Here is an 18,731-nt window from a genome sequence, read left to right as displayed (position 1 = left end):
GATATTCTAATTATTGTTTTATTGTAACGGCTTAGACCGATGTTGCAAGGTACAAGTGGCGGGATTTTGGCGTCAATTCAAAAAATTGACACCAAAGTTTGATTTATCACAAGCAAATTAAAGCAAGCCAAGTACTTGGCTTGCATTCTGATTTGCCTGCCCAGCAAGCGCGACCGATGCCTGTGAGAGAATATCACTAGCAGTGCGTTGAGAAATTGCTTGTGCGTAATCCGTATCTTGAATACGGCTTTGTGACGCAGCAACGTTAATTACACTGCTTGTATTGCTGCGTATTGACTGTTCAAATAGATTTTGACTAGCACCTAAACTTGCACGCGTATCATTGATGTCATCTCTGGCTTGAGCGGTCACCCCGAGTGCAGCTTGTGCTCCTGATTGTGTTGAGACATCAATACTGAGCACATTAGTGACCAAGTTGCTATCACCTGCGTTTATCGACTGCACTTGATTAGCATTGTCACCAACTTGAAACTCAACATCGTTACCCGAAAATACTGCTTGACCGCCAAAGGTTGTATCATTAAAGGTATCGGTAATCGAGTCTTGTAGTTGTGTAATTTCTTGTTGAATTGCGCTGCGATCTGAATCTGTAAGCGCGCCATTTGAAGCTTGCAGTGATAATTCTTCAATACGAAGCACTGATTCATTTACTCCTGACAACGCACTTTCAGCCACTTGCGAATATGATACCCCATCATTGGCGTTACGAATTGCCTGGCTTAGCCCAGATTGCTGTGCTTGCAAGCGTTCAATAATACTTAGTGCGGCAGCGTCATCTGACGCACTATTAACACGCTTACCACTAGCTAACTGTTCAGTTATCGTTTTTTTTGACTCTTCTGCTTTATTCAAGAAATTAAAGCTTTGATTCTGCACTTTCATGTTTACGTACCTTCAAATTAGATTGAGAGCAAAACACCTCGTTTAATTATAGTACAGCACGATGTTTTTTTAACCACCAATCAAGGAATTATTGACAAACCATTGGCATAAATACTGCTTAGTAAGCTAAAGTAATGAAAGTACTCTTTTATTTAAAAACTCTTGGATGCATGGGACACACTATGTTTAATAACAAAACAATTTTAATAACTGGTGGTACGGGGTCGTTTGGCAAAAAGTACGTTAATACGTTGCTCAAACATTTCCAACCCAAGAAAATCATCGTTTTTTCGCGCGACGAACTCAAGCAGTTTGAAATGCAACAAGAGTTTAATCAAGATTGTATGCGTTACTTTATCGGTGATGTAAGGGATAAAGAGCGCTTAAATAGAGCAATGAGAGGCGTAGATTACGTAATCCATGCTGCGGCACTAAAACAAGTTCCTGCAGCCGAATACAATCCAATGGAATGCATTAAAACCAACATCAATGGTGCTGAGAATGTTATTGATGCAGCACTTAATAATGATGTTGAAAAAGTCATTGCACTTTCAACCGACAAAGCTGCGAACCCAATAAACCTATATGGCGCAACAAAGCTTGCTTCAGACAAGTTATTTGTAGCCGCCAATAACATTGCAGGTGGTCATAGAACTACATTTTCAGTCGTGCGTTACGGCAATGTTGTTTGTTCACGAGGATCAGTGGTACCAGTTTTCGAAAAATTCATTAACGAAGGCAAAGACCACATTCCAATTACCCACGAAGATATGACACGCTTTTGGATCAGCTTGCAAGAAGGGGTTGATTTCGTTCTTAAAAACTTTGAACGTATGTTAGGTGGTGAGATTTTCGTGCCTAAAATTCCATCGATTAAAATAACCGATTTAGCATCTGCAATGGCCCCGAATTTACCTCAAAAAGTCATCGGCATTCGCCCAGGAGAAAAATTGCACGAAGTAATGTGCCCTGCCGATCTATGCTATGACACATTTGAATATGACGACCATTTTGTTATCGCGCCAGGCATAAAATTTAGTAGCCGAAGCAACGATTTCACAATTAATGCAATTGGTGAAAAAGGACGACCAGTAAAACCTGGTTATGAATACAATTCAAAAGATAATCCACACTTTTTAAGTGTCGATGAAATAGCCGAATTCAATGCACAGGCTGTAAAATGATCCCATACGGCAAGCAGCACATTGATCAGCAAGATATAAATGCTGTTGTTGATGTTCTAAAGTCTGACTTTATTACACAAGGACCTGCTGTTTCATTATTCGAAAATGCTATTGCAGAATATGTCGGTGCAAAACATGCGATTGCTGCCAGTAATGCAACAGCTTGTTTGCACCTTGCGTGTCTAGCGTTAGGTATCGGTAACAACGACACCGTTTGGACATCACCTATTTCGTTCTTAGCATCAGCAAACTGTGCATTATATTGTGGTGCACAAATTGACTTTGTAGACGTAGATCCGCAAACGGGCCTTATGAGTGTTGAATCACTCACAAAAAAGCTCGCCGACGCCAAGCAACAAAATAAATTACCAAAAGCGATTATTCCCGTACACTTAGCGGGTCAATCGTGCGATATGCAAGCGATTTATAATGCTGTAGCGCCATATGACATTCATATTATTGAAGACGCTTCTCATGCCATTGGGGCAGATTATCAAGATAGCAAAGTCGGCAATTGTAAGTTTTCTGACATATGTGTATTTAGCTTTCATCCAGTCAAGATAATTACAACTGGCGAAGGCGGTATCGCAACAACTAATAATGATGTGTTAGCGAAAACGCTAAAACAATTATCAAGTCATGGGGTTACACGAAACCCAGCTGAACTCACCGAGGAGCACGGCCCTTGGTATTATGAGCAGCACATGCTTGGTTTTAATTACCGCCTAACCGATATTCAAGCAGCTTTAGGACTTAGCCAATTAAGCAAACTCGATGAGTTTGTTGCTAAGCGCAATAAACTCGCTTCATTGTATGATTCGCGTTTAAAGCACATCGACGTAACTCAATTACAGCGTGATAAACAATGTTATAGTAGTTTCCATCTCTATATCATCAATTTAAATCAACCAGCCAAACACAAGCACTGCTTTGAGCAATTACGTCACAATAAAATTGGCGTAAACCTGCACTACATTCCGATTCATATGCAACCCTATTACAAAAAACTAGGCTTCAAATTAGGTGATTTCCCCCATGCTGAGCGTTACTACCAAAGCGCGATAAGTTTGCCGCTCTACCCTGATTTAACGGAGCAAGAAATCAACTATATTTGTAACACCCTTGATAAAATACTAAATACTTGCGATGCCTAAGTTAGCACTTGGAACAGTACAGTTAGGACTTGATTACGGGATCAGTAATAATCAAGGTAGAGTCTCAATTGAAAACGCTAAGCAATTACTTATGCAAGCTGAGAGTTTATCTATTGATATGCTTGATACTGCAGCAATGTATGGCAGTAGTGAACGTGTTTTAGGCCAAATTGCTAAAGATAGTTTTAAGCTTGTTACAAAACTTGCTATTGACACCGATGCAACGATCAACGTGAGTCAGTTGCTTCAGGAATCTCTTATTAAACTAAGAAAACGATCAATTTACGGTGTAATGTTGCATGATGCAAACGTGTTAAATAGCTCACAGTCCTTTGAAATCGCTTTGCAACTCGCTGAATTAAAGGCAAGAGGGTTAGTACATAAAATTGGAATGTCACTTTACTTTCCAGAACAAATAAAGCTATTTGAAATACTTAAACCCGATATAATTCAAATACCTTTAAATGTATTAGACCAGCGTTTTTTACAAGATGGTTTATTAGCCCAAATGAAAGAGCAAGGTATTGAAATTCACGTACGTTCCGCATTTTTGCAAGGATTGCTCCTAATGTCACCAGAGTCACGCAGTCATTGTTTTTCGCAATTCAGCGAATTAAATGACTTCGACAACTTTGTTGATTCAGTATCTCACTCTAGGCTCGAAATTTGCTTAAGTTTTCTAAAATCAATTGATGAAATTGATCGAGTTGTTGTTGGCTGTTGTTCAGCATCAGAGTTATCACAAATTCACACCGCCTGGCACACCAAAGTTAATCTCAGTTACCACCAATTAGCTTGCACCAATAACTCGCTCATTATACCAAGTAACTGGCCACACCTTTAAAATAGAGGAAGTATGATAGGTATTATTGTTCAAGCTCGAATGAGTTCCACACGATTGCCGGGAAAAGTATTACTGCCTATTAATGGCGTACCCATGCTAGAGATTCAACTTAAGCGCCTTACGCAGACAAAAGTTGTGGACAAAGTTGTTGTGGCGACGTCAAATGAAGCGCTAGATAGTCCTATCGAGACACTATGCCAAAAACTTAATATAGAATGCTACCGTGGCGATTTAAATGATGTACTAGCACGATTTTATCATTGCGCTAAAGCGTTTCATTTTTCTCATATTGTACGCATATGTGGAGATTGCCCGCTTATTGACCCCGTGTTAATTGACCAAATAGTTAGCACACATATTACAAATAACACAGACTATACTAGCAACTGTGTCACAAGGTGCTTTCCCGATGGGCAAGATGTCGAAGTGTTTAGCTTTAATGCGTTAGAAACCGCTCATAAGAAAGCAAAAAAGCCTTCAGAGCGAGAGCACGTAACACCTTTTATTCGCGACTCTAACTTGTTTTCATTGAAAGATTTCACCATAGATCAAGATTATTCTGAATTTCGAATTAGCGTCGACCATCCCCAAGACTTTGAGGTAATTTCAGCAATCTATCGTCATTTCGATGGGCAACAATTTGGTTATCAACAAATCGTAGAGTATTTACAATCACACCCGCAAGTTAATGCGCTCAATGCCGATATAGAGCTAAATGAAGGCTACAAATTGTCGCTGTTACAAGACAAAGAACAAGGTTTCTAATTAATGACTATCAGCTTTTCTGAATCACTAAATTGGTATGAAAAGACGCAAAACATCATACCACTAGCGAGCCAAACCTTTAGTAAAAGTAAAATGGCTTTGCCTTTTAAAGCTGCACCACTTTTTATTAAGTATGGTAAAGGCGCTCAGGTTACCGACCTCGATAACAATATTTATACCGACTACATTAATGGCTTGCTCTGCGTTAGCTTGGGCTACCAAGACCAAGAAGTTGATGATGCAATCAAAGCACAACTTTTATCAGGCATAAGTTTTTCACTTCCCCATACATTAGAAGCTGAAGTGGCAAAGCTCTTAGTTGACCTTGTTCCCTGTGCTGAAATGGTTCGCTTCGCTAAAAATGGCAGTGATGTTACCAGTGCTGCCGTGCGCCTAGCACGAGCTTATACAGGACGAGAACACATTGCTGTGTGTGGTTACCATGGTTGGCAAGACTGGTACATAGGTTCGACCACACGTGATATGGGTGTGCCTGAAGCCACTAAAAAGCTAACTCATGGCTTCACTTACAACGATATCTCTTCACTAGAAGCGCTCATTGAAAATCACCCTGATGAACTTGCAGCAGTCATTATGGAGCCACTTAATATAGCGCCTCCTGAAGACGGTTTTTTAGAGAAAGTACGAGAACTATGCTCTCGTAATGGCATCGTGCTTGTTTTTGATGAAATCATCACAGGGTTTAGATATCACTTAGGTGGCGCTCAAAGCTACTTTGGTGTAACACCCGATTTAGCAACCTTTGGTAAGGGGATGGCTAATGGTATGCCGCTATCTGCCATTGTTGGCAGAAAAGACATTATGCTGTTGATGAATGAGATCTTTTTTTCAGGAACTTTTGGGGGCGAAACTTTATCACTGGCAGCAGCTAAAGCAACTATCGAAAAGATGAAGAAAGTTGAATTTAGTCAATATATATGGACGTTAGGTAATTACTTAGTAGAGCAATATCAAAAATATTGCTCAGAGTTTACAATGTTTGAACTAAAAGGACTCGCCCCTTGGACATTTTTAAATATTACCAACAACAGAGTTAACTCTGCAGACACAATTAAATCTTGGTTGATTCAAGAGCTCTGCAAACGCGGTGTTTTATTTATAGGAACACACAATCTTTCCTACGCGCATAGTTTTGAAAGCATAGATCAACTGATAATGCATTATCAGGAATTGTTTACTCAATTAAATGATTTGGATAAACAAGGTGATTTAGCTGCACATCTTGATGGTAAACAAATAGAGAATGTCTTTAAGGTCAGATAACACTATGAAAATTGGCGAAAGAGAAATATCAAGCAACACACCTCCTTACATCATTGCGGAAATGTCAGGGAATCATAATGGCGATATAAATAGGGCATTAAAGCTAATTGATGCAGCAGCTGAAGCAGGTGCAGATGCAGTTAAATTACAAACATATACCGCGGATACACTAACGTTAAACTCTAATAAAAAAGATTTTTGTATATCTGAAGGGTTATGGCAAGGTAAGAGTCTGTATCAATTATACGATTGGGCACATACGCCTTGGCAGTGGCACCAAGCGCTATTTGATCGAGCGAATAAGCTAGGAATTGATATTTTTAGTTCACCATTCGATGAAACTGCTGTTGATTTTTTAACTCAATTTGATCCACCTGCATACAAAATTGCTTCATTTGAGTTAATTGATCATGAGCTAGTTAAAAAAGTTGCTGAAACAAAAAAGCCAATGATTATGTCTACTGGTATGGCAAATATTCAAGAAATTGAAGAGGCGCTTGCTGTTGCCTTAAATTATGGTAACGGTCAAGTAACACTACTTCATTGCGTGAGTGGCTACCCTACCCCAATTGAGCAAACCAATTTAGCAACAATAAAAGCGCTTGCAGAAAAATTTGATCTCCCAATTGGCTTATCAGACCACACTTTAGGTAATACAACCGCTATTGCATCTGTAGCCTTGGGCGCTACAGTAATCGAAAAGCACTTTACGTTGGCACGAGCCGACAGAGGGCCTGACGCGGCATTTTCTCTAGAGCCCGAAGAACTAAAAGCTTTATGTAAGGATGTTCGTGACGCTTGGCACGCGATTGGTAAACCAAATTTCACCCTAGCGAAATCAGAACAGCCTAACCTTATATTTCGACGCTCTCTATACATCAGCAAAGATATAAAGAAAGGAGAAGTGTTCTCCAAAGACAATGTTCGCTGCATTCGACCGGGCTATGGACTTGCTCCAAAACACCTAGGTGTTGTTCTAGGTTTGGAAGCTACAATGGATATAGAAGCGGCTACAGCATTGACGTGGGATATGGTCAATAGACAGACGACAAATATATAAGTTGTTATATCATGGTTTAAGTTTGTCTTAGGCTCATTCAACCTGTACTCCAGCCAATTGGCAAAGGTATTCAGTTTACTTTCAGGTTTTGTGGCTCTGTTGTTAGCAAAGCTTATTCATATTGAATCAAGCCTTGATACCATAGACCTATTTAATGCACTTTATAAAAAAGACTGACTGTTCTCTATATTAAGATACAACCGTAATGTAATTAAGCTCAGTCTAATTTCATTTAATGGCGATATAAAATTAAAATTCAATTATTGTTCTAAAACAGGATCAAATTATGAAACCAGATAGCTTTATAGCTAATAGAACCAGCTTCGCAGAAGAAATTGGCCAACCGAACCTTTACGATATGATCGATCACTATGCCTTGTATGCTGGGGTACATACAATAGCAAATAAACTTTGGACTTTTGAATTACTGAAAAGTACTCAAGGAGTCCCTGGAGACATAATAGAGTTTGGTTGTTGGAAAGGTGCAAATTTAATGTTTTTAGCAAAAATGAGCTCTCTGTTAGAACCATATGCGCCAAAAACAATAATTGGGTTCGACAATTTTTCAGGCTTACCGACAGGTGTAAAAGAAGACGGAGAGTTCGCTAACACGCAAACAGGCAAGTACTGTGGTGATGAGCAGACACTAAAAAAAGCGATTTCATTATTCGAACTGGAAGACAAGGTAAAACTTATCCCTGGCGATGCGCTAGTCACTATTCCCGAATACGAAAAAGAAAATCCACACTCTTTAATTTCTTTCGCTTACTTAGATTTTGATTTATACGAGCCAACTCGTGCTGCATTAAAGTTACTCTCGGATTCAATTAGTATTGGTGGTGTAATTGTTTTTGATGAAGCATGTACTACAGAGTGGCCTGGAGAAACGTTAGCAATGAAAGAGTTTTTAAAAGAAACAAACAAAAAGTTTGAAATGCTTAGTAACCCCTTAAGCAAACAACCTACCGTTGCAATCAGACGAGTGGCTTAAAAGATGATCGTTACTCACCTGCAAAGCTCAACACAAATTGTTGAGATGGGAGAAATCCGAGTTTTAACAGATCCATGGCTAACGGAAGGTGAATATTATGGCAGTTGGTATCATTACCCACCATTTGCTGAATCTGAGCTAAGCTTACTTCAATACGATTATATCTATGTATCTCATATCCATCCGGACCATTTAAGTGAAGCGACATTAAACAAATTACCTTATAAAAAACCTATACTTATTCACAAATACAGTTCCCCGTTCTTAAAACGTAAATTGGAATTATTGGGTTTTGAGGTCATCGAGTTAGACAACACCACACCCTATAAATTTAAGAATGGTAGTCAATTAACTATTTATGCCGCTGATAATTGTAATCCAGAGCTCTGCTCAAAATTTTTGGGGTGTGGACATATTGAAACTAAATTTGGCAGCACTCAAATTGATTCCCTAGCACTGTTTTCACATGGAGGTAAACATTTACTTAATTTAAATGATTGCCCTTATGAATTAGCTAGTCATACAATTTTAAAGAATGGTCTTGATCAACTGGATATTGATCTTTTAATGGTTGGCTATGCTGGTGCAGGCCCTTATCCACAATGTTTTCAGTTTGACTCAATAGAACTAAAAGATAATGCTGTAAAGGCTAAACAAATACAATTTTTGCAACAAGCGCTAAATTTCATTGAACTTGTTAAACCTAAAGCCTTTGCACCATTTGCCGGTACTTATGTATTAGGCTCCCGTTATGCCCATATGAATGAGTATCGTGGCGTGCCGAGCCTAGAAGATGCCACCTGCTATTTAGAAGCCAACACCCCTAGCAACTCTAAGGGTCTACTTTTAAATCAGCATGATAAATACGATTTAACTATTCAGCAGTTAACAAAAAGCACCAAGGCAGTACCAACATTAAAGCAATATATGAACCATATTACCCAACAACCTCTCGCCTATGATAATGATGTCTGGGATGATAACGAGCTTGAGGACTTAATGTTAAACTCCTATTTGCGCTTTAAAACCAAAGCTGATGAAATTAACTACTCATCACCTACTTATTTAGTGATCGAAAGTGAGAAAGTATGTTTTACTATGTCTCTTGATAAAAAGCCTACCCAAATATTCAAAGACTCTCAGGTACCGCAGCCATATGTTCGATTAACGGTAGAGCATAACTTGCTTCACCGTCTACTTCGCGGTCCAAAATATGCGCATTGGAACAATGCTGAAATCGGTTCACACATTCAATATGAGCGAAAGCCCAATACGTTTGAGCGTGCTCTCTACCATTGCCTTTGTTTCTTCCACCAATAAATAGAAGTCATTCAATTAATCTCTCTTGGCTTTGTCATAGGTTAATAAGTGTTGTGGTCAATTAATCGTGGCCACAATCTAATTTTTTTACCTACCCGTTTCTATTTGGGGAAGTTCACAATAGCCACCATATAGCTAAGAATGGACGTATTAAAGTGTCTACAGATTTGCAACTAAGGAAAGTAAGATTATAGTTTATATGAATATCACATGAAATGAACTAGTTTGTCCCTACTTCTGTTCTAACTGCTTTTTCAAAAGTACGATGTCGCATAATCGTGTATCCCAACTAATATTATGCTTTTCAAAAATCTCATTTTTATCAGAGGTGTTATGATAAGTACCTGCACCCATTTGCGGTTTAGCTATAAGTTTACCAGTGACAATATCTTGCCACGATTGAATAAACAAATTTAAAATCGACTTCTGCAGTATCGCGTATGATGATGCTAGTGTCTCTTTTTGTAAATTAAAGTCAAGTTCACATTGTACCAAAATATCACCAGTATCCAGCTTATCATCAACTAGATGAATAGTTACGCCCTTTGGCGTATTATCGTAAAAGCTCCAAAAATTTGGATCTGCACCTTTGTTCCAAGGTAAATAACTAATGTGTAAGTTAATTATTTTACCAAAATACTCAGCAACAATATCTGCTCCAATAATGTGGCGATAACCATGACTAACGATAAAATCAGGCTCGATTTGCCTTACTTTTTCCAAACTTACGGAAGAGGATGTAAAAAACAACGCGTAATCTGAACGTTTTAACCATTGATACACCGCTGTTTTCTCTGCGCCTAAAAAGAGTACTTTCAACCTATCGCTTCCATTACTTTGTTATATATCCGTTCAACCCCTTTAGCGTCACAAATTCTTAGACCATTAAATTTCAAATCATCATATTTTTCGATCAGCGCAGATACCGCTAACTGAAGTTTATCTTCTATTTGTTCAAGTTTAATTTGAATCGCAATGTTCTCTAAAACAAGGGCATCACAAATATCGCGCTGATTATCAGCGATGGGCACGATTATGCTTGGTAACCCGATGCAAGCACGCTCCCAACATGACGATCCTGCGGCTCCTATTGCAACATCATGTTCCATCATAATTTCTGCCATATTATCAATATGGTCAAAATGTTTAATAAAATTAGAGTATCTGTTTGCGAACTCTTTAACCGACTTATAGTTTATTGCACTAGGTCTTAATAAGACTGTTGCGCGAAAATTAATGCGAGATTTAACGAGGGTTTGTAATACACGCAATGTCGCGTTAGGCTCATCACTTGCGCCAAAACTAATTAGCACTCTGAGAAAGCCATCAAGTGAAGGTTTAGTGACAGTATTGCGGTAATTTTGAAGCGTTGGATTTAACATTGTGTATCTTGTGCCCGTTAAGATACATCTACTATTTGAGTCGGAATAAGCGGCAGGTGTGCAATTAAGAGTTTGGTCAATTACCACATCGGCAACATGTCGTCTTTTTAAATCATCGATTGCAACCATTTTACAATTAAAATGCTGCTGAACTTGTGATTGCCATTTATAATCAAGGGCATAATTATCAACAATTACTATATCAACGTTCTGAATATATGCGCAAAACTGTTTAGCATCTTGCTGCCAACCTATCCCTAACCAGCTTTCGTATGAAGAAAGTAACTGAGAAGATGATGGCTCTTGATTGTGCAGTGTAACCACCTCAAAATTCCAACTCATCAAAAAGGGGATTAAATTGCCGGGCAAATCTCTGCATACAAATGCGATTGTGTGACCATGCTCACGAAAGCAACGTGCTAAGTTAAGGCAGCGCATAACATGCCCCGCACCAATTTGACTTGATGAGTCAACTCTAATCGCTATGTGCATCTATTTTTGCTTATTTGGATATGCATCGTCGATTTGTTTATATAGTAAGCTTATACCTACACGCTCATCTACATCTGTTCTCAATTCACGCGCAGAGTGAGTAGAAATATCTGTTGCTAGCGTCGAATAAAGCGGATTCCATGTAAACATTCTACTATGATCAAATTTGTAACTATACAGCCCTTCACAGTGGCTATATTTATTCTTGTAAGGATATGGAGGTAAAAAGTCCTGAATAATAATATACCCACCATTTTCCAACACCTTATCAACCCTTGCTGCAATGGTAAATAAATCTTCCCTATCACATAAGTAAAGGCAAAAACCAAGAATCACTAGGTCAAAACTATCTTTTTCGAAATCAATTGAATCCGCTGTTGCTACAGACAAATGCAAATGTGGATAATTTATTTTACCAGTTTCAATTGCGGAAGATGACGGATCTACGCCGTACCCGTCCGAACCGAACTCCTTATACAAAGAATGAAGCCTTAGACCACTTGCACAACCAATCTCAAGTACACGTTTAGGGGTCAACTCCTGCCCTTTAATAAAATCGATTACCTTGTCTTCATTATTTTCACAATAAACTTGCTTGTTCCGTTCAAACCACTTATCACCTTCTGATGAGAGAAAAATATCACGCTGATCTATTTTCATAATATTTACTCTATCCAAATGTGAGAATCATCGACAAGATCAATTTTAAATGGACTTTCTAAAAATTCTTTTTTCATTTCAAGTACATATTCTTGAACAATTTTTCCAGCCTCGGAAAAACGCTGTAAACTTTCTTGCTCACTGTTGTATGAATTTAAAATGTTCAAAAGCACAGAGTGCGTATGTAACAAACTGCCACGGAGTAAATCGTTAAAATGAGATACATTACTAGCGTTAAAACCTTCTAGGCGTTGTAATTGCTCTTCTAAAACAGCAATTGCGGCATCTTTTGAATCTGGTATTTCATCAAACTTTTCAACAATGAGATCACATAAATCTGCAAACATCTCTTGTTGTAAATTATTCTCAAATGTTTTCAGATCTGTATCTGAAACTGGCTTTGTGAGCTTAGAGAATATACTCTCAACAATTGCGTTTTTATCAAGTTCTTTTAATTCAGGTAGGTCTTGCGAATGTATTCCTTGAGTGCCTTTAATGTTCGCACCGTTGCTGCAGTTAACCACATTTAAATGTGGCTGTAATCTAAGAAACTCTTCTATAACCATTCTAGAGTAGTTATAGATTAAGTCAGTGTTAACCGTCTCAACAAAGTTCCCCACAACTTGCAATTCAGAGCCCGACGCATCATAAAGTTTACGATCACTGCCTGAGTCAGTACTATAATAGATACTCTTTTTTGAGTGATGTTGTGAACCTACATAGCCCATATCAACACCAAACAAATAAACATTTTCAAACCCCATCTTTTCAACAAATGCTAATGCACAATTTGACACTGTAGGGTTACAATAATTTAAGTACGCTAAACTGCTCGGATTTGATTCTTTATTTTGTATATATAAAGCAGTTCCCGCCTCACCCGTCTTCATTGCTTGAATTGAGCGTTTAAATAACGGAAAAACTTCAGGCTGTACTGTATTTAGTGCCAGCAGATTAATTGATTTAACGTACTCGGGATCATCAACTGCATCAATAACCGTTTTCGTAATTAAACAGCGCTCCATTTCACAGTGAAAGTCTGGTGTAATTTGATATTTATGCAATGCGCCGATTGCAGAACCACAGCTAATAATGATTGCGCGATTTTGCATAGTTCGCACAAACTCTATGTCATTATCTAGTGAAGGGCCATTAGCAACTAAGAAAACAGGGACTTGTTTTAAGCTTTCAAGCGGACCACTTTTTAATAAAGGCACCGAATTTTTCATATTGTAGTAAAAATGCCCGACACTCATTAAGGCGTCATCATAAAAGCCAAAGCCAAGCATATTTTCATGAAAGCGCTTTGTTACCTCGGCAACGGCCTCGGTTAATATTTTATCGGTATAATGAACATAAATATAAGAATGGGCCGCATGAAATCGCCCTATTTTAATAAACACATCTGCAATTTCTTTAACTAACTCTTTATCACTTTCAGCCTCACCCAAGCTTAAGTGTAATTGAGCTTCATCGGCATTTAATTGTTCTAAAATTTTTGTCCAGTCAGTTAAAAATAAGCTTAAATAAAATAAATCCAAATGTGGTTCGTAAAGGTACAAGTTTTTAACGCGATGCTCTTCAAGCATTGCCTCGATATGGCTACCAGCACCAATACCAAATATCAGCATTGACGAAATAGTATTTGGCAGCTTATCCAACTCTTCTTCTTCCAGCCCTTCTAGATAAAACTTAGTAAGTTTTTTTAAATACCTAGTATGTAAAAAGCGATCAATTTTTTCTTCTCGTTCCGCGAAGTTATTCTTAATATATTGCGGTTCACTTTTAAATCGCTTGTATTGTAAATAAGAGCTTTTAAACACGTTTTCTGCATACATGTACTTATTTGTTTGTGTATCAAATATATTGACACCGAACTCTTCATCAAAGCGTAATTCGTATCGTTCAAGCTTATAATTTAAAAAGCTATGATAAATATCTGGGTAAAAACTCAAAAAGGAGTTCATATTGCTTTGAAAACGCGCCTCGAGATCGAAATCTGGAGACATAAAATTATCAGAAAGTGATTGTAGTTCGCGCTCGAGCTTTACCCTCTTTTGCAATACTTTTTGAACACCTTCTAATCGCTCAATTTGTGCTTGGATATTTTTATCTAAACTATCTTTCATTTATAAAAGCCCTTTACACCTTGTGGTCTAGGTACGTTAAGATTGCTTTTTGCGCTTTCACGCCAGCACTTAACTTAGTTTGAATCTCTTTTTTCTGATCAAAAGCATTTTTTAAGCCAACACTATCAATATGTTCAACTTCATTCAGCATTTCAACTGCTTGTTCAAGTACATTATTTGATACTGTGAGTGATTCTAAAGGGGGGATAGTCTTTAGCAGAACTGAACGCTCTGCCAAAACAGATTCAGCATGAGTTATATTTCTATCGTAAAGGGCTGTTTTTATATCTTGAGATAAAGTGTTTACTTTTGTCAAAGCGTCAATTAGTTGTCGTTCATCCATAGCTTAGATTACTGCTTATGTTCTGCAATTAACTGAAACCCCTTTTGTTTATCCTCTTCGCTGATCCCATCCCACGCTTGCTTGATAGGTAAAAATAGGTTTTTCACTTCTTCCACCATATCCGCTGAACTATTCAAGTTTGCCTCACTTAAACGAATAACCATATAGTCATATAAGTTGTTAAGATTATCAGAAATCTCTCCACCTGCTTCCATATTTAGCCCGCCTTTGAGGCCACCAATCAAATCAATTGATTTATTAATGGCCTGTGAGCGCGCTTCGATATCTGCACGGTCAATGCTTGCTTTAGCAATATACAACTGTGTCATCAGTTCTTTCATTAAAACTTGAATAATTTCATACGGATTAGCCGCAAGCAATGACAGCTCATTTTGCGCTTTCTTGTATTTATTGACCTGATGATTAACCATATTTTCCTCTTAATCTTTACTGCTTTTCGTAACAGGTAATATATTTGCTATATACGAGCCCGCCACTTGATACTGAGCCATAACCCGGTCTAGAGCTGCATATTGGCTTCGCAACGACGCTTCTAACTCATCGAGCCTGACTTCCAGCTTTTCTCGCTCTATCGTAATGTCTTCCATCGATTCGTTTAATGTTGTCTCACGTTCAACTAGCGAGCCCTTTTTACCTGTAAACAATTCAACATAATCGTTAACCTGCTTACCAAGACCTGTGTCACCAACAAATAAACTTTGAACTTCTGAAAAATTATCAGATAAGGCTGACTCAAAACGTTCTGTGCCACTTGGATTAGTTCCCAGTGCAATACTGGAAATTTCCATTTTACCTTCACGGTCAAAGGTAATACCTAAATCATAAAGTGATTTAACATTAGTATTTGTACCAGATATTTCACCTGTAAACATTCTCTGCAATTGCTGTTCCACAATTCGAATACTGCCATCAGCTGCAAGTAATCCATTTTCAGGATCAGATAATCCGTCTAACTGTGATTTAAGTTCGTTATATGCATCAACAAACCCTTTCAGTTTTTCCTTTGCTTCAGATTGGTCAACACCAATAGTAACGGTTTCTGCGCCTGCTGTTGTTTCTTTAAGAGTTATGACCGTGCCCTGAATTTTATCTGATAACTTATTATCACTATCAGTGACAAGCTGGCCATTTATCAATGCTCGTGCATTTCCCGCGGCTTGCGTCTCTGTAAGACCCGCTGCAGCTGTAGGTGCAGATGTTGCAATTGAAGCAAGCGAATCATCATCCGCAGTTACTGTAAGTGAATTACCGTCACCGGTCACGTCTGAGTTAAATGTGAGAACAGCACCGGCATCTGAGTTAATAATGTTGGCACTTACACCAAAATTATCGCCTGCAGCATTAATTTTCTCACGAATATCTTCTAAAGTGTCAGCCGCATCAACTGCAATCGAAAAACTATTTCCGCCTGCTGCAAATGTTAAGTTGCCGCTTCCTACTGGATCTGTCGCACTACCTAGCGCAGCTGATTCAAGTTTTGAGCCTTGAGCAAGGGCTTGCACCTCAATAGCAAACTCACCCGATTGAACAGTCGAACTAGCAAAAATCTCAAACGCCTGCTTATCTTCTTCAAGGCCGTTTTTAAAACTCACCGTGCGTGCAGTAAAGGTTTCTTCTTTAGCTAGTTCAGCCAAAGCAGAATTAAAGTTGTCTAACGCCGATTTAAACGTACCAACACCAGATAGCTCAGTTGCATATTGAATTTCACGTTTATTTAATTGTTGCTCTTTAGGCTCTTTTTCAGCAAGAAGCGTTGTTTTTATTATCGTTTCGAGATCAAGACCTGAGCCAACACCTGCCGCTGTAATACCAGCCATAAATCACCTCAATTACACTTTTTTATCAAATAACATACCTGAGCTCGCACCTAGGATTTCTGTTTGCAACTGTTCAATTTTCTTAGATACTTCAATCATTTCTTCTGATGGGATCTGCCTTAACACTTCCTGTGTTTGTGAGTCAGAGACCACAACCACTGATAGTCCATCAAAACGTTCGATTGAAAAATCGACATTTTTTGATTGCAATTGAGCAAATTGCCTTACTTTATCAATAGTTTCAAGCAAGGTTTGCGCCAACTCGTCATCAGATAGAGGTGTAGGTACCTCTTCAATAACACTTTTATCCTTAGCCTCGGCATCGTTTATAGGCTTGACCATAGTATCTTGATTAACGGCCTCAACAGGGTCACGGATTGGATTGGCCGTCATTGAAATATCACTTAAATTCATAGCAACTCCAAAATTTGGAATGAGCAGCTTTAAACACAATTATAGTCCTATAACGTGCTTAAAGCTTACTTACATTTCTGTAAAGTGAAAGCTACCTCACTTTACCTGAATTACAGCAGTGACAATGCTATTTGAGGCTGCTGATTAGCCTGCGCTAGCATTGAGCTTGAAGCCTGTTGTAATACTTGGTTACGCGCCAATGCCGCACTTTCTGCTGCAAAGTCTGTATCCATAATACGTGACTTAGACGCTGCTACATTTTCTGCTACGTTATTTAAATTACGAATAGTCGAACTAAAACGGTTTTGTTTCGCACCAAGATCAGCACGTACACCGTTCACTGTTGACAACGCATCATCAAGAGCGGTAATTGCTGTTTGAGCTTGTGAGGCTGTTGCAATAGTATCATCATTTAATGCAAGGCCTGTTGCGCCCATACTAGTACCAATACTTACTGTAATCGTTTGACTTGCGTCTGCACCCACTTGGAACGCTGCGGTAAATGAACCATCTAAGATATTCACACCACCAAAGCTCGTATCTGTAGCGACGCGGTCAATCTCGCTCGACAGTTCAGAAAATTCTTTTTGCAGTGCTGCGCGGTCAGATGCTGTATTTGAACCATTCGCTGATTGAATTGCCAGTACACGCATACGTTGCAACATATTTGAGGTTTCTTCTAACGCACCTTCTGCTGTTTGCGATAGTGAAATACCATCGTTTGCATTACGTGCACCTTGGTTTAAACCTTGTACCTGCGCGTTTAAACGCGTACCAATTTGTAAGCCAGCCGCATCATCTGCTGCACTGTTTACGCGTAAACCAGACGATAAACGCTGGAATGATGTTGATAATGCCTCGCTCGAACGAGAGAGTTGTCTTTGAGAATTCAAAGACATTATATTTGAGTTAACACTTAAAGCCATGAGAGCCTCCAATAATAATTAACATAGGAACTATCAGTAGCAAGAGAGAGAGTAAGCTACAGATAGTTTTCTGTCCCATCTTCGTTATCGGCGGCCGCCTAAAACCCTTTAGCTTTTTTTTAATTTTTTTTAACGAAAAGTAAAAAACGGCCATTTGGCCGTTTTGTATGAGAGGGAGTACTAACCTAGTTAATTAGGAGAGAGTATTAACCAATTAGTGATAGTGCTATCTGAGGCTGTTGATTTGCCTGCGCTAACATTGAGCTTGATGCTTGTTGTAACACCTGGTTACGCGCAAGACTTGCACTTTCAGCCGCAAAGTCCGTATCTAAAATACGTGACTTAGACGCTGACACATTTTCAGAAATATTATTCAAGTTACGAATAGTCGAGCTAAAACGGTTTTGCTTCGCACCGAGATCTGCACGTATACCATTTACCGTAGACAAAGCGTCATCAATTGCGGTAATCGCTGTCTGAGCCTGAGATGCAGTCGCAATTGTGTCATCGTTTACAGCTAAACCTGTTGCCCCCATACTTGTTGCGATAGCGACATTGATCACTTGGTTCGCATCTGGACCAACCTGGAAATCAGCTGTAAATGTTCCATCTAAAATATTTACACCACCAAACGTTGTATCACTTGCTACACGGTCGATTTCACTCGATAGCTCAGAAAACTCTTTTTGCAATGCTGCACGATCTGATGCTGTATTTGAACCATTTGCTGATTGAATTGCCAGAACACGCATACGCTGCAGCATGTTCGATGTTTCTTCTAGCGCACCTTCCGCTGTTTGCGATAGTGAAATACCATCGTTTGCATTACGTGCGCCTTGGTTTGCACCATTTACTTGCGATTGTAAACGTGTACCAATTTGAAGACCAGCCGCATCATCTGCTGCACTGTTAACACGTAAACCAGATGACAAACGTTGGAAGGACGTGCTTAACGCATTTGTTGAATTCGATAATTGACGCTGTGCGTTCAATGATGTGACGTTTGAATTTACATATAAAGCCATAATGTTCACCCTCTAGT

19 protein-coding genes are annotated in these 18,731 nt (G+C 38.8%); 8 read left to right on the top strand and 11 right to left on the bottom strand.

Features of this window, described 5'->3' with window-relative positions; all coding sequences use genetic code 11:
• Nucleotides 1-117 precede the first annotated feature (117 nt).
• Nucleotides 118-903, bottom strand: coding sequence for a flagellin (locus tag L1068_RS09525; RefSeq protein WP_237130062.1), 786 nt, complete (start codon nt 901-903; stop codon nt 118-120).
• A 182-nt stretch (nt 904-1,085) separates the two neighbouring features.
• On the opposite strand from L1068_RS09525, the gene pseB reads away from it, so the two are divergent.
• The 8 genes from pseB (at nt 1,086) to L1068_RS09485 (ending at nt 9,505) form a co-directional block, all read left to right on the top strand.
• A complete protein-coding gene (gene pseB, locus L1068_RS09520; protein ID WP_010560709.1) occupies nt 1,086-2,087 on the top strand; it encodes a UDP-N-acetylglucosamine 4,6-dehydratase (inverting) in 1,002 nt (333 codons plus the stop codon).
• Nucleotides 2,084-3,241: a UDP-4-amino-4,6-dideoxy-N-acetyl-beta-L-altrosamine transaminase gene (pseC, locus tag L1068_RS09515; RefSeq protein WP_237130061.1), complete on the top strand. Its 1,158-nt coding sequence runs from the start codon at nt 2,084-2,086 to the stop codon at nt 3,239-3,241. Before pseB ends, pseC begins: the two co-directional genes overlap by 4 nt.
• A complete protein-coding gene (locus tag L1068_RS09510) occupies nt 3,234-4,085 on the top strand; it encodes an aldo/keto reductase (RefSeq protein ID WP_237130060.1) in 852 nt (283 codons plus the stop codon). Before pseC ends, L1068_RS09510 begins: the two co-directional genes overlap by 8 nt.
• A gap of 12 nt (nt 4,086-4,097) precedes the next feature.
• Nucleotides 4,098-4,850, top strand: coding sequence for a glycosyltransferase family protein (locus L1068_RS09505; RefSeq protein WP_237130059.1), 753 nt, complete (start codon nt 4,098-4,100; stop codon nt 4,848-4,850).
• Between the two features lie 3 nt (nt 4,851-4,853).
• Nucleotides 4,854-6,134, top strand: coding sequence for an aminotransferase class III-fold pyridoxal phosphate-dependent enzyme (locus L1068_RS09500; RefSeq protein ID WP_237130058.1), 1,281 nt, complete (start codon nt 4,854-4,856; stop codon nt 6,132-6,134).
• 4 nt (nt 6,135-6,138) lie between these two features.
• Nucleotides 6,139-7,194: a pseudaminic acid synthase gene (gene pseI, locus L1068_RS09495; protein ID WP_237130057.1), complete on the top strand. Its 1,056-nt coding sequence runs from the start codon at nt 6,139-6,141 to the stop codon at nt 7,192-7,194.
• A gap of 286 nt (nt 7,195-7,480) precedes the next feature.
• Nucleotides 7,481-8,185: a TylF/MycF/NovP-related O-methyltransferase gene (locus tag L1068_RS09490; RefSeq protein ID WP_237130056.1), complete on the top strand. Its 705-nt coding sequence runs from the start codon at nt 7,481-7,483 to the stop codon at nt 8,183-8,185.
• A gap of 3 nt (nt 8,186-8,188) precedes the next feature.
• Complete coding sequence (locus tag L1068_RS09485; RefSeq protein ID WP_237130055.1) at nt 8,189-9,505, top strand: MBL fold metallo-hydrolase; 1,317 nt, start codon at nt 8,189-8,191, stop codon at nt 9,503-9,505.
• A gap of 231 nt (nt 9,506-9,736) precedes the next feature.
• Here L1068_RS09485 and L1068_RS09480 read toward each other — a convergent pair whose 3' ends face one another.
• The 10 genes from L1068_RS09480 to L1068_RS09435 all read right to left on the bottom strand — a co-directional run bounded on the left by L1068_RS09480 (nt 9,737) and on the right by L1068_RS09435 (nt 18,714).
• On the bottom strand, nt 9,737-10,324 hold the full coding sequence (locus tag L1068_RS09480; protein WP_237130054.1) for a formyltransferase family protein: 588 nt from the start codon (nt 10,322-10,324) through the stop codon (nt 9,737-9,739).
• Nucleotides 10,321-11,379, bottom strand: coding sequence for a UDP-2,4-diacetamido-2,4,6-trideoxy-beta-L-altropyranose hydrolase (gene pseG / locus L1068_RS09475; protein ID WP_237130053.1), 1,059 nt, complete (start codon nt 11,377-11,379; stop codon nt 10,321-10,323). The genes L1068_RS09480 and pseG overlap by 4 nt, the downstream gene beginning before the upstream one ends.
• Nucleotides 11,380-12,039 carry a class I SAM-dependent methyltransferase gene (locus L1068_RS09470; RefSeq protein ID WP_237130052.1) on the bottom strand — a complete coding sequence of 220 codons (660 nt, stop codon included), beginning with the start codon at nt 12,037-12,039 and terminating at the stop codon, nt 11,380-11,382. It lies immediately after the preceding gene.
• A gap of 5 nt (nt 12,040-12,044) precedes the next feature.
• Entirely contained in the window at nt 12,045-14,168 is a 2,124-nt protein-coding gene (locus tag L1068_RS09465) for a 6-hydroxymethylpterin diphosphokinase MptE-like protein (protein WP_237130051.1), read from the bottom strand.
• A 13-nt stretch (nt 14,169-14,181) separates the two neighbouring features.
• Nucleotides 14,182-14,511, bottom strand: coding sequence for a hypothetical protein (locus L1068_RS09460; protein ID WP_237130050.1), 330 nt, complete (start codon nt 14,509-14,511; stop codon nt 14,182-14,184).
• A gap of 8 nt (nt 14,512-14,519) precedes the next feature.
• Nucleotides 14,520-14,942, bottom strand: coding sequence for a flagellar export chaperone FliS (gene fliS, locus L1068_RS09455; RefSeq protein WP_237130049.1), 423 nt, complete (start codon nt 14,940-14,942; stop codon nt 14,520-14,522).
• 9 nt (nt 14,943-14,951) lie between these two features.
• A complete protein-coding gene (fliD, locus tag L1068_RS09450) occupies nt 14,952-16,349 on the bottom strand; it encodes a flagellar filament capping protein FliD (RefSeq protein WP_237130048.1) in 1,398 nt (465 codons plus the stop codon).
• Nucleotides 16,350-16,361: 12 nt separating this feature from the next.
• Nucleotides 16,362-16,763: a flagellar protein FlaG gene (locus tag L1068_RS09445; protein WP_237130047.1), complete on the bottom strand. Its 402-nt coding sequence runs from the start codon at nt 16,761-16,763 to the stop codon at nt 16,362-16,364.
• A 110-nt stretch (nt 16,764-16,873) separates the two neighbouring features.
• A complete protein-coding gene (locus L1068_RS09440; RefSeq protein WP_010560725.1) occupies nt 16,874-17,689 on the bottom strand; it encodes a flagellin in 816 nt (271 codons plus the stop codon).
• Nucleotides 17,690-17,895: 206 nt separating this feature from the next.
• Nucleotides 17,896-18,714, bottom strand: coding sequence for a flagellin (locus L1068_RS09435; RefSeq protein WP_010560726.1), 819 nt, complete (start codon nt 18,712-18,714; stop codon nt 17,896-17,898).
• Between the last annotated feature and the right edge of the window lie 17 nt (nt 18,715-18,731).

It is taken from the genome of Pseudoalteromonas sp. MMG024, assembly GCF_021654175.1.
Classification (GTDB): domain Bacteria; phylum Pseudomonadota; class Gammaproteobacteria; order Enterobacterales; family Alteromonadaceae; genus Pseudoalteromonas.
Note: the sequence above shows the minus strand (reverse complement) of the source record. Positions and strands in the feature narration are given on the sequence as shown.

Bases quoted from the DNA above. Each gene is read 5' to 3' on its own strand.
- L1068_RS09525 (WP_237130062.1), bottom strand. From the start codon at position 903: ATGAAAGTGCAGAATCAAAGCTTTAATTTCTTGAATAAAGCAGAAGAG.
- pseB (WP_010560709.1), top strand. From the start codon at position 1,086: ATGTTTAATAACAAAACAATTTTAATAACTGGTGGTACGGGGTCGTTT.
- pseC (WP_237130061.1), top strand. From the start codon at position 2,084: ATGATCCCATACGGCAAGCAGCACATTGATCAGCAAGATATAAATGCT.
- L1068_RS09510 (WP_237130060.1), top strand. From the start codon at position 3,234: ATGCCTAAGTTAGCACTTGGAACAGTACAGTTAGGACTTGATTACGGG.
- L1068_RS09505 (WP_237130059.1), top strand. From the start codon at position 4,098: ATGATAGGTATTATTGTTCAAGCTCGAATGAGTTCCACACGATTGCCG.
- L1068_RS09500 (WP_237130058.1), top strand. From the start codon at position 4,854: ATGACTATCAGCTTTTCTGAATCACTAAATTGGTATGAAAAGACGCAA.
- pseI (WP_237130057.1), top strand. From the start codon at position 6,139: ATGAAAATTGGCGAAAGAGAAATATCAAGCAACACACCTCCTTACATC.
- L1068_RS09490 (WP_237130056.1), top strand. From the start codon at position 7,481: ATGAAACCAGATAGCTTTATAGCTAATAGAACCAGCTTCGCAGAAGAA.
- L1068_RS09485 (WP_237130055.1), top strand. From the start codon at position 8,189: ATGATCGTTACTCACCTGCAAAGCTCAACACAAATTGTTGAGATGGGA.
- pseG (WP_237130053.1), bottom strand. From the start codon at position 11,379: ATGCACATAGCGATTAGAGTTGACTCATCAAGTCAAATTGGTGCGGGG.
- L1068_RS09470 (WP_237130052.1), bottom strand. From the start codon at position 12,039: ATGAAAATAGATCAGCGTGATATTTTTCTCTCATCAGAAGGTGATAAG.
- L1068_RS09465 (WP_237130051.1), bottom strand. From the start codon at position 14,168: ATGAAAGATAGTTTAGATAAAAATATCCAAGCACAAATTGAGCGATTA.
- L1068_RS09460 (WP_237130050.1), bottom strand. From the start codon at position 14,511: ATGGATGAACGACAACTAATTGACGCTTTGACAAAAGTAAACACTTTA.
- fliS (WP_237130049.1), bottom strand. From the start codon at position 14,942: ATGGTTAATCATCAGGTCAATAAATACAAGAAAGCGCAAAATGAGCTG.
- fliD (WP_237130048.1), bottom strand. From the start codon at position 16,349: ATGGCTGGTATTACAGCGGCAGGTGTTGGCTCAGGTCTTGATCTCGAA.
- L1068_RS09445 (WP_237130047.1), bottom strand. From the start codon at position 16,763: ATGAATTTAAGTGATATTTCAATGACGGCCAATCCAATCCGTGACCCT.
- L1068_RS09440 (WP_010560725.1), bottom strand. From the start codon at position 17,689: ATGGCTTTAAGTGTTAACTCAAATATAATGTCTTTGAATTCTCAAAGA.
- L1068_RS09435 (WP_010560726.1), bottom strand. From the start codon at position 18,714: ATGGCTTTATATGTAAATTCAAACGTCACATCATTGAACGCACAGCGT.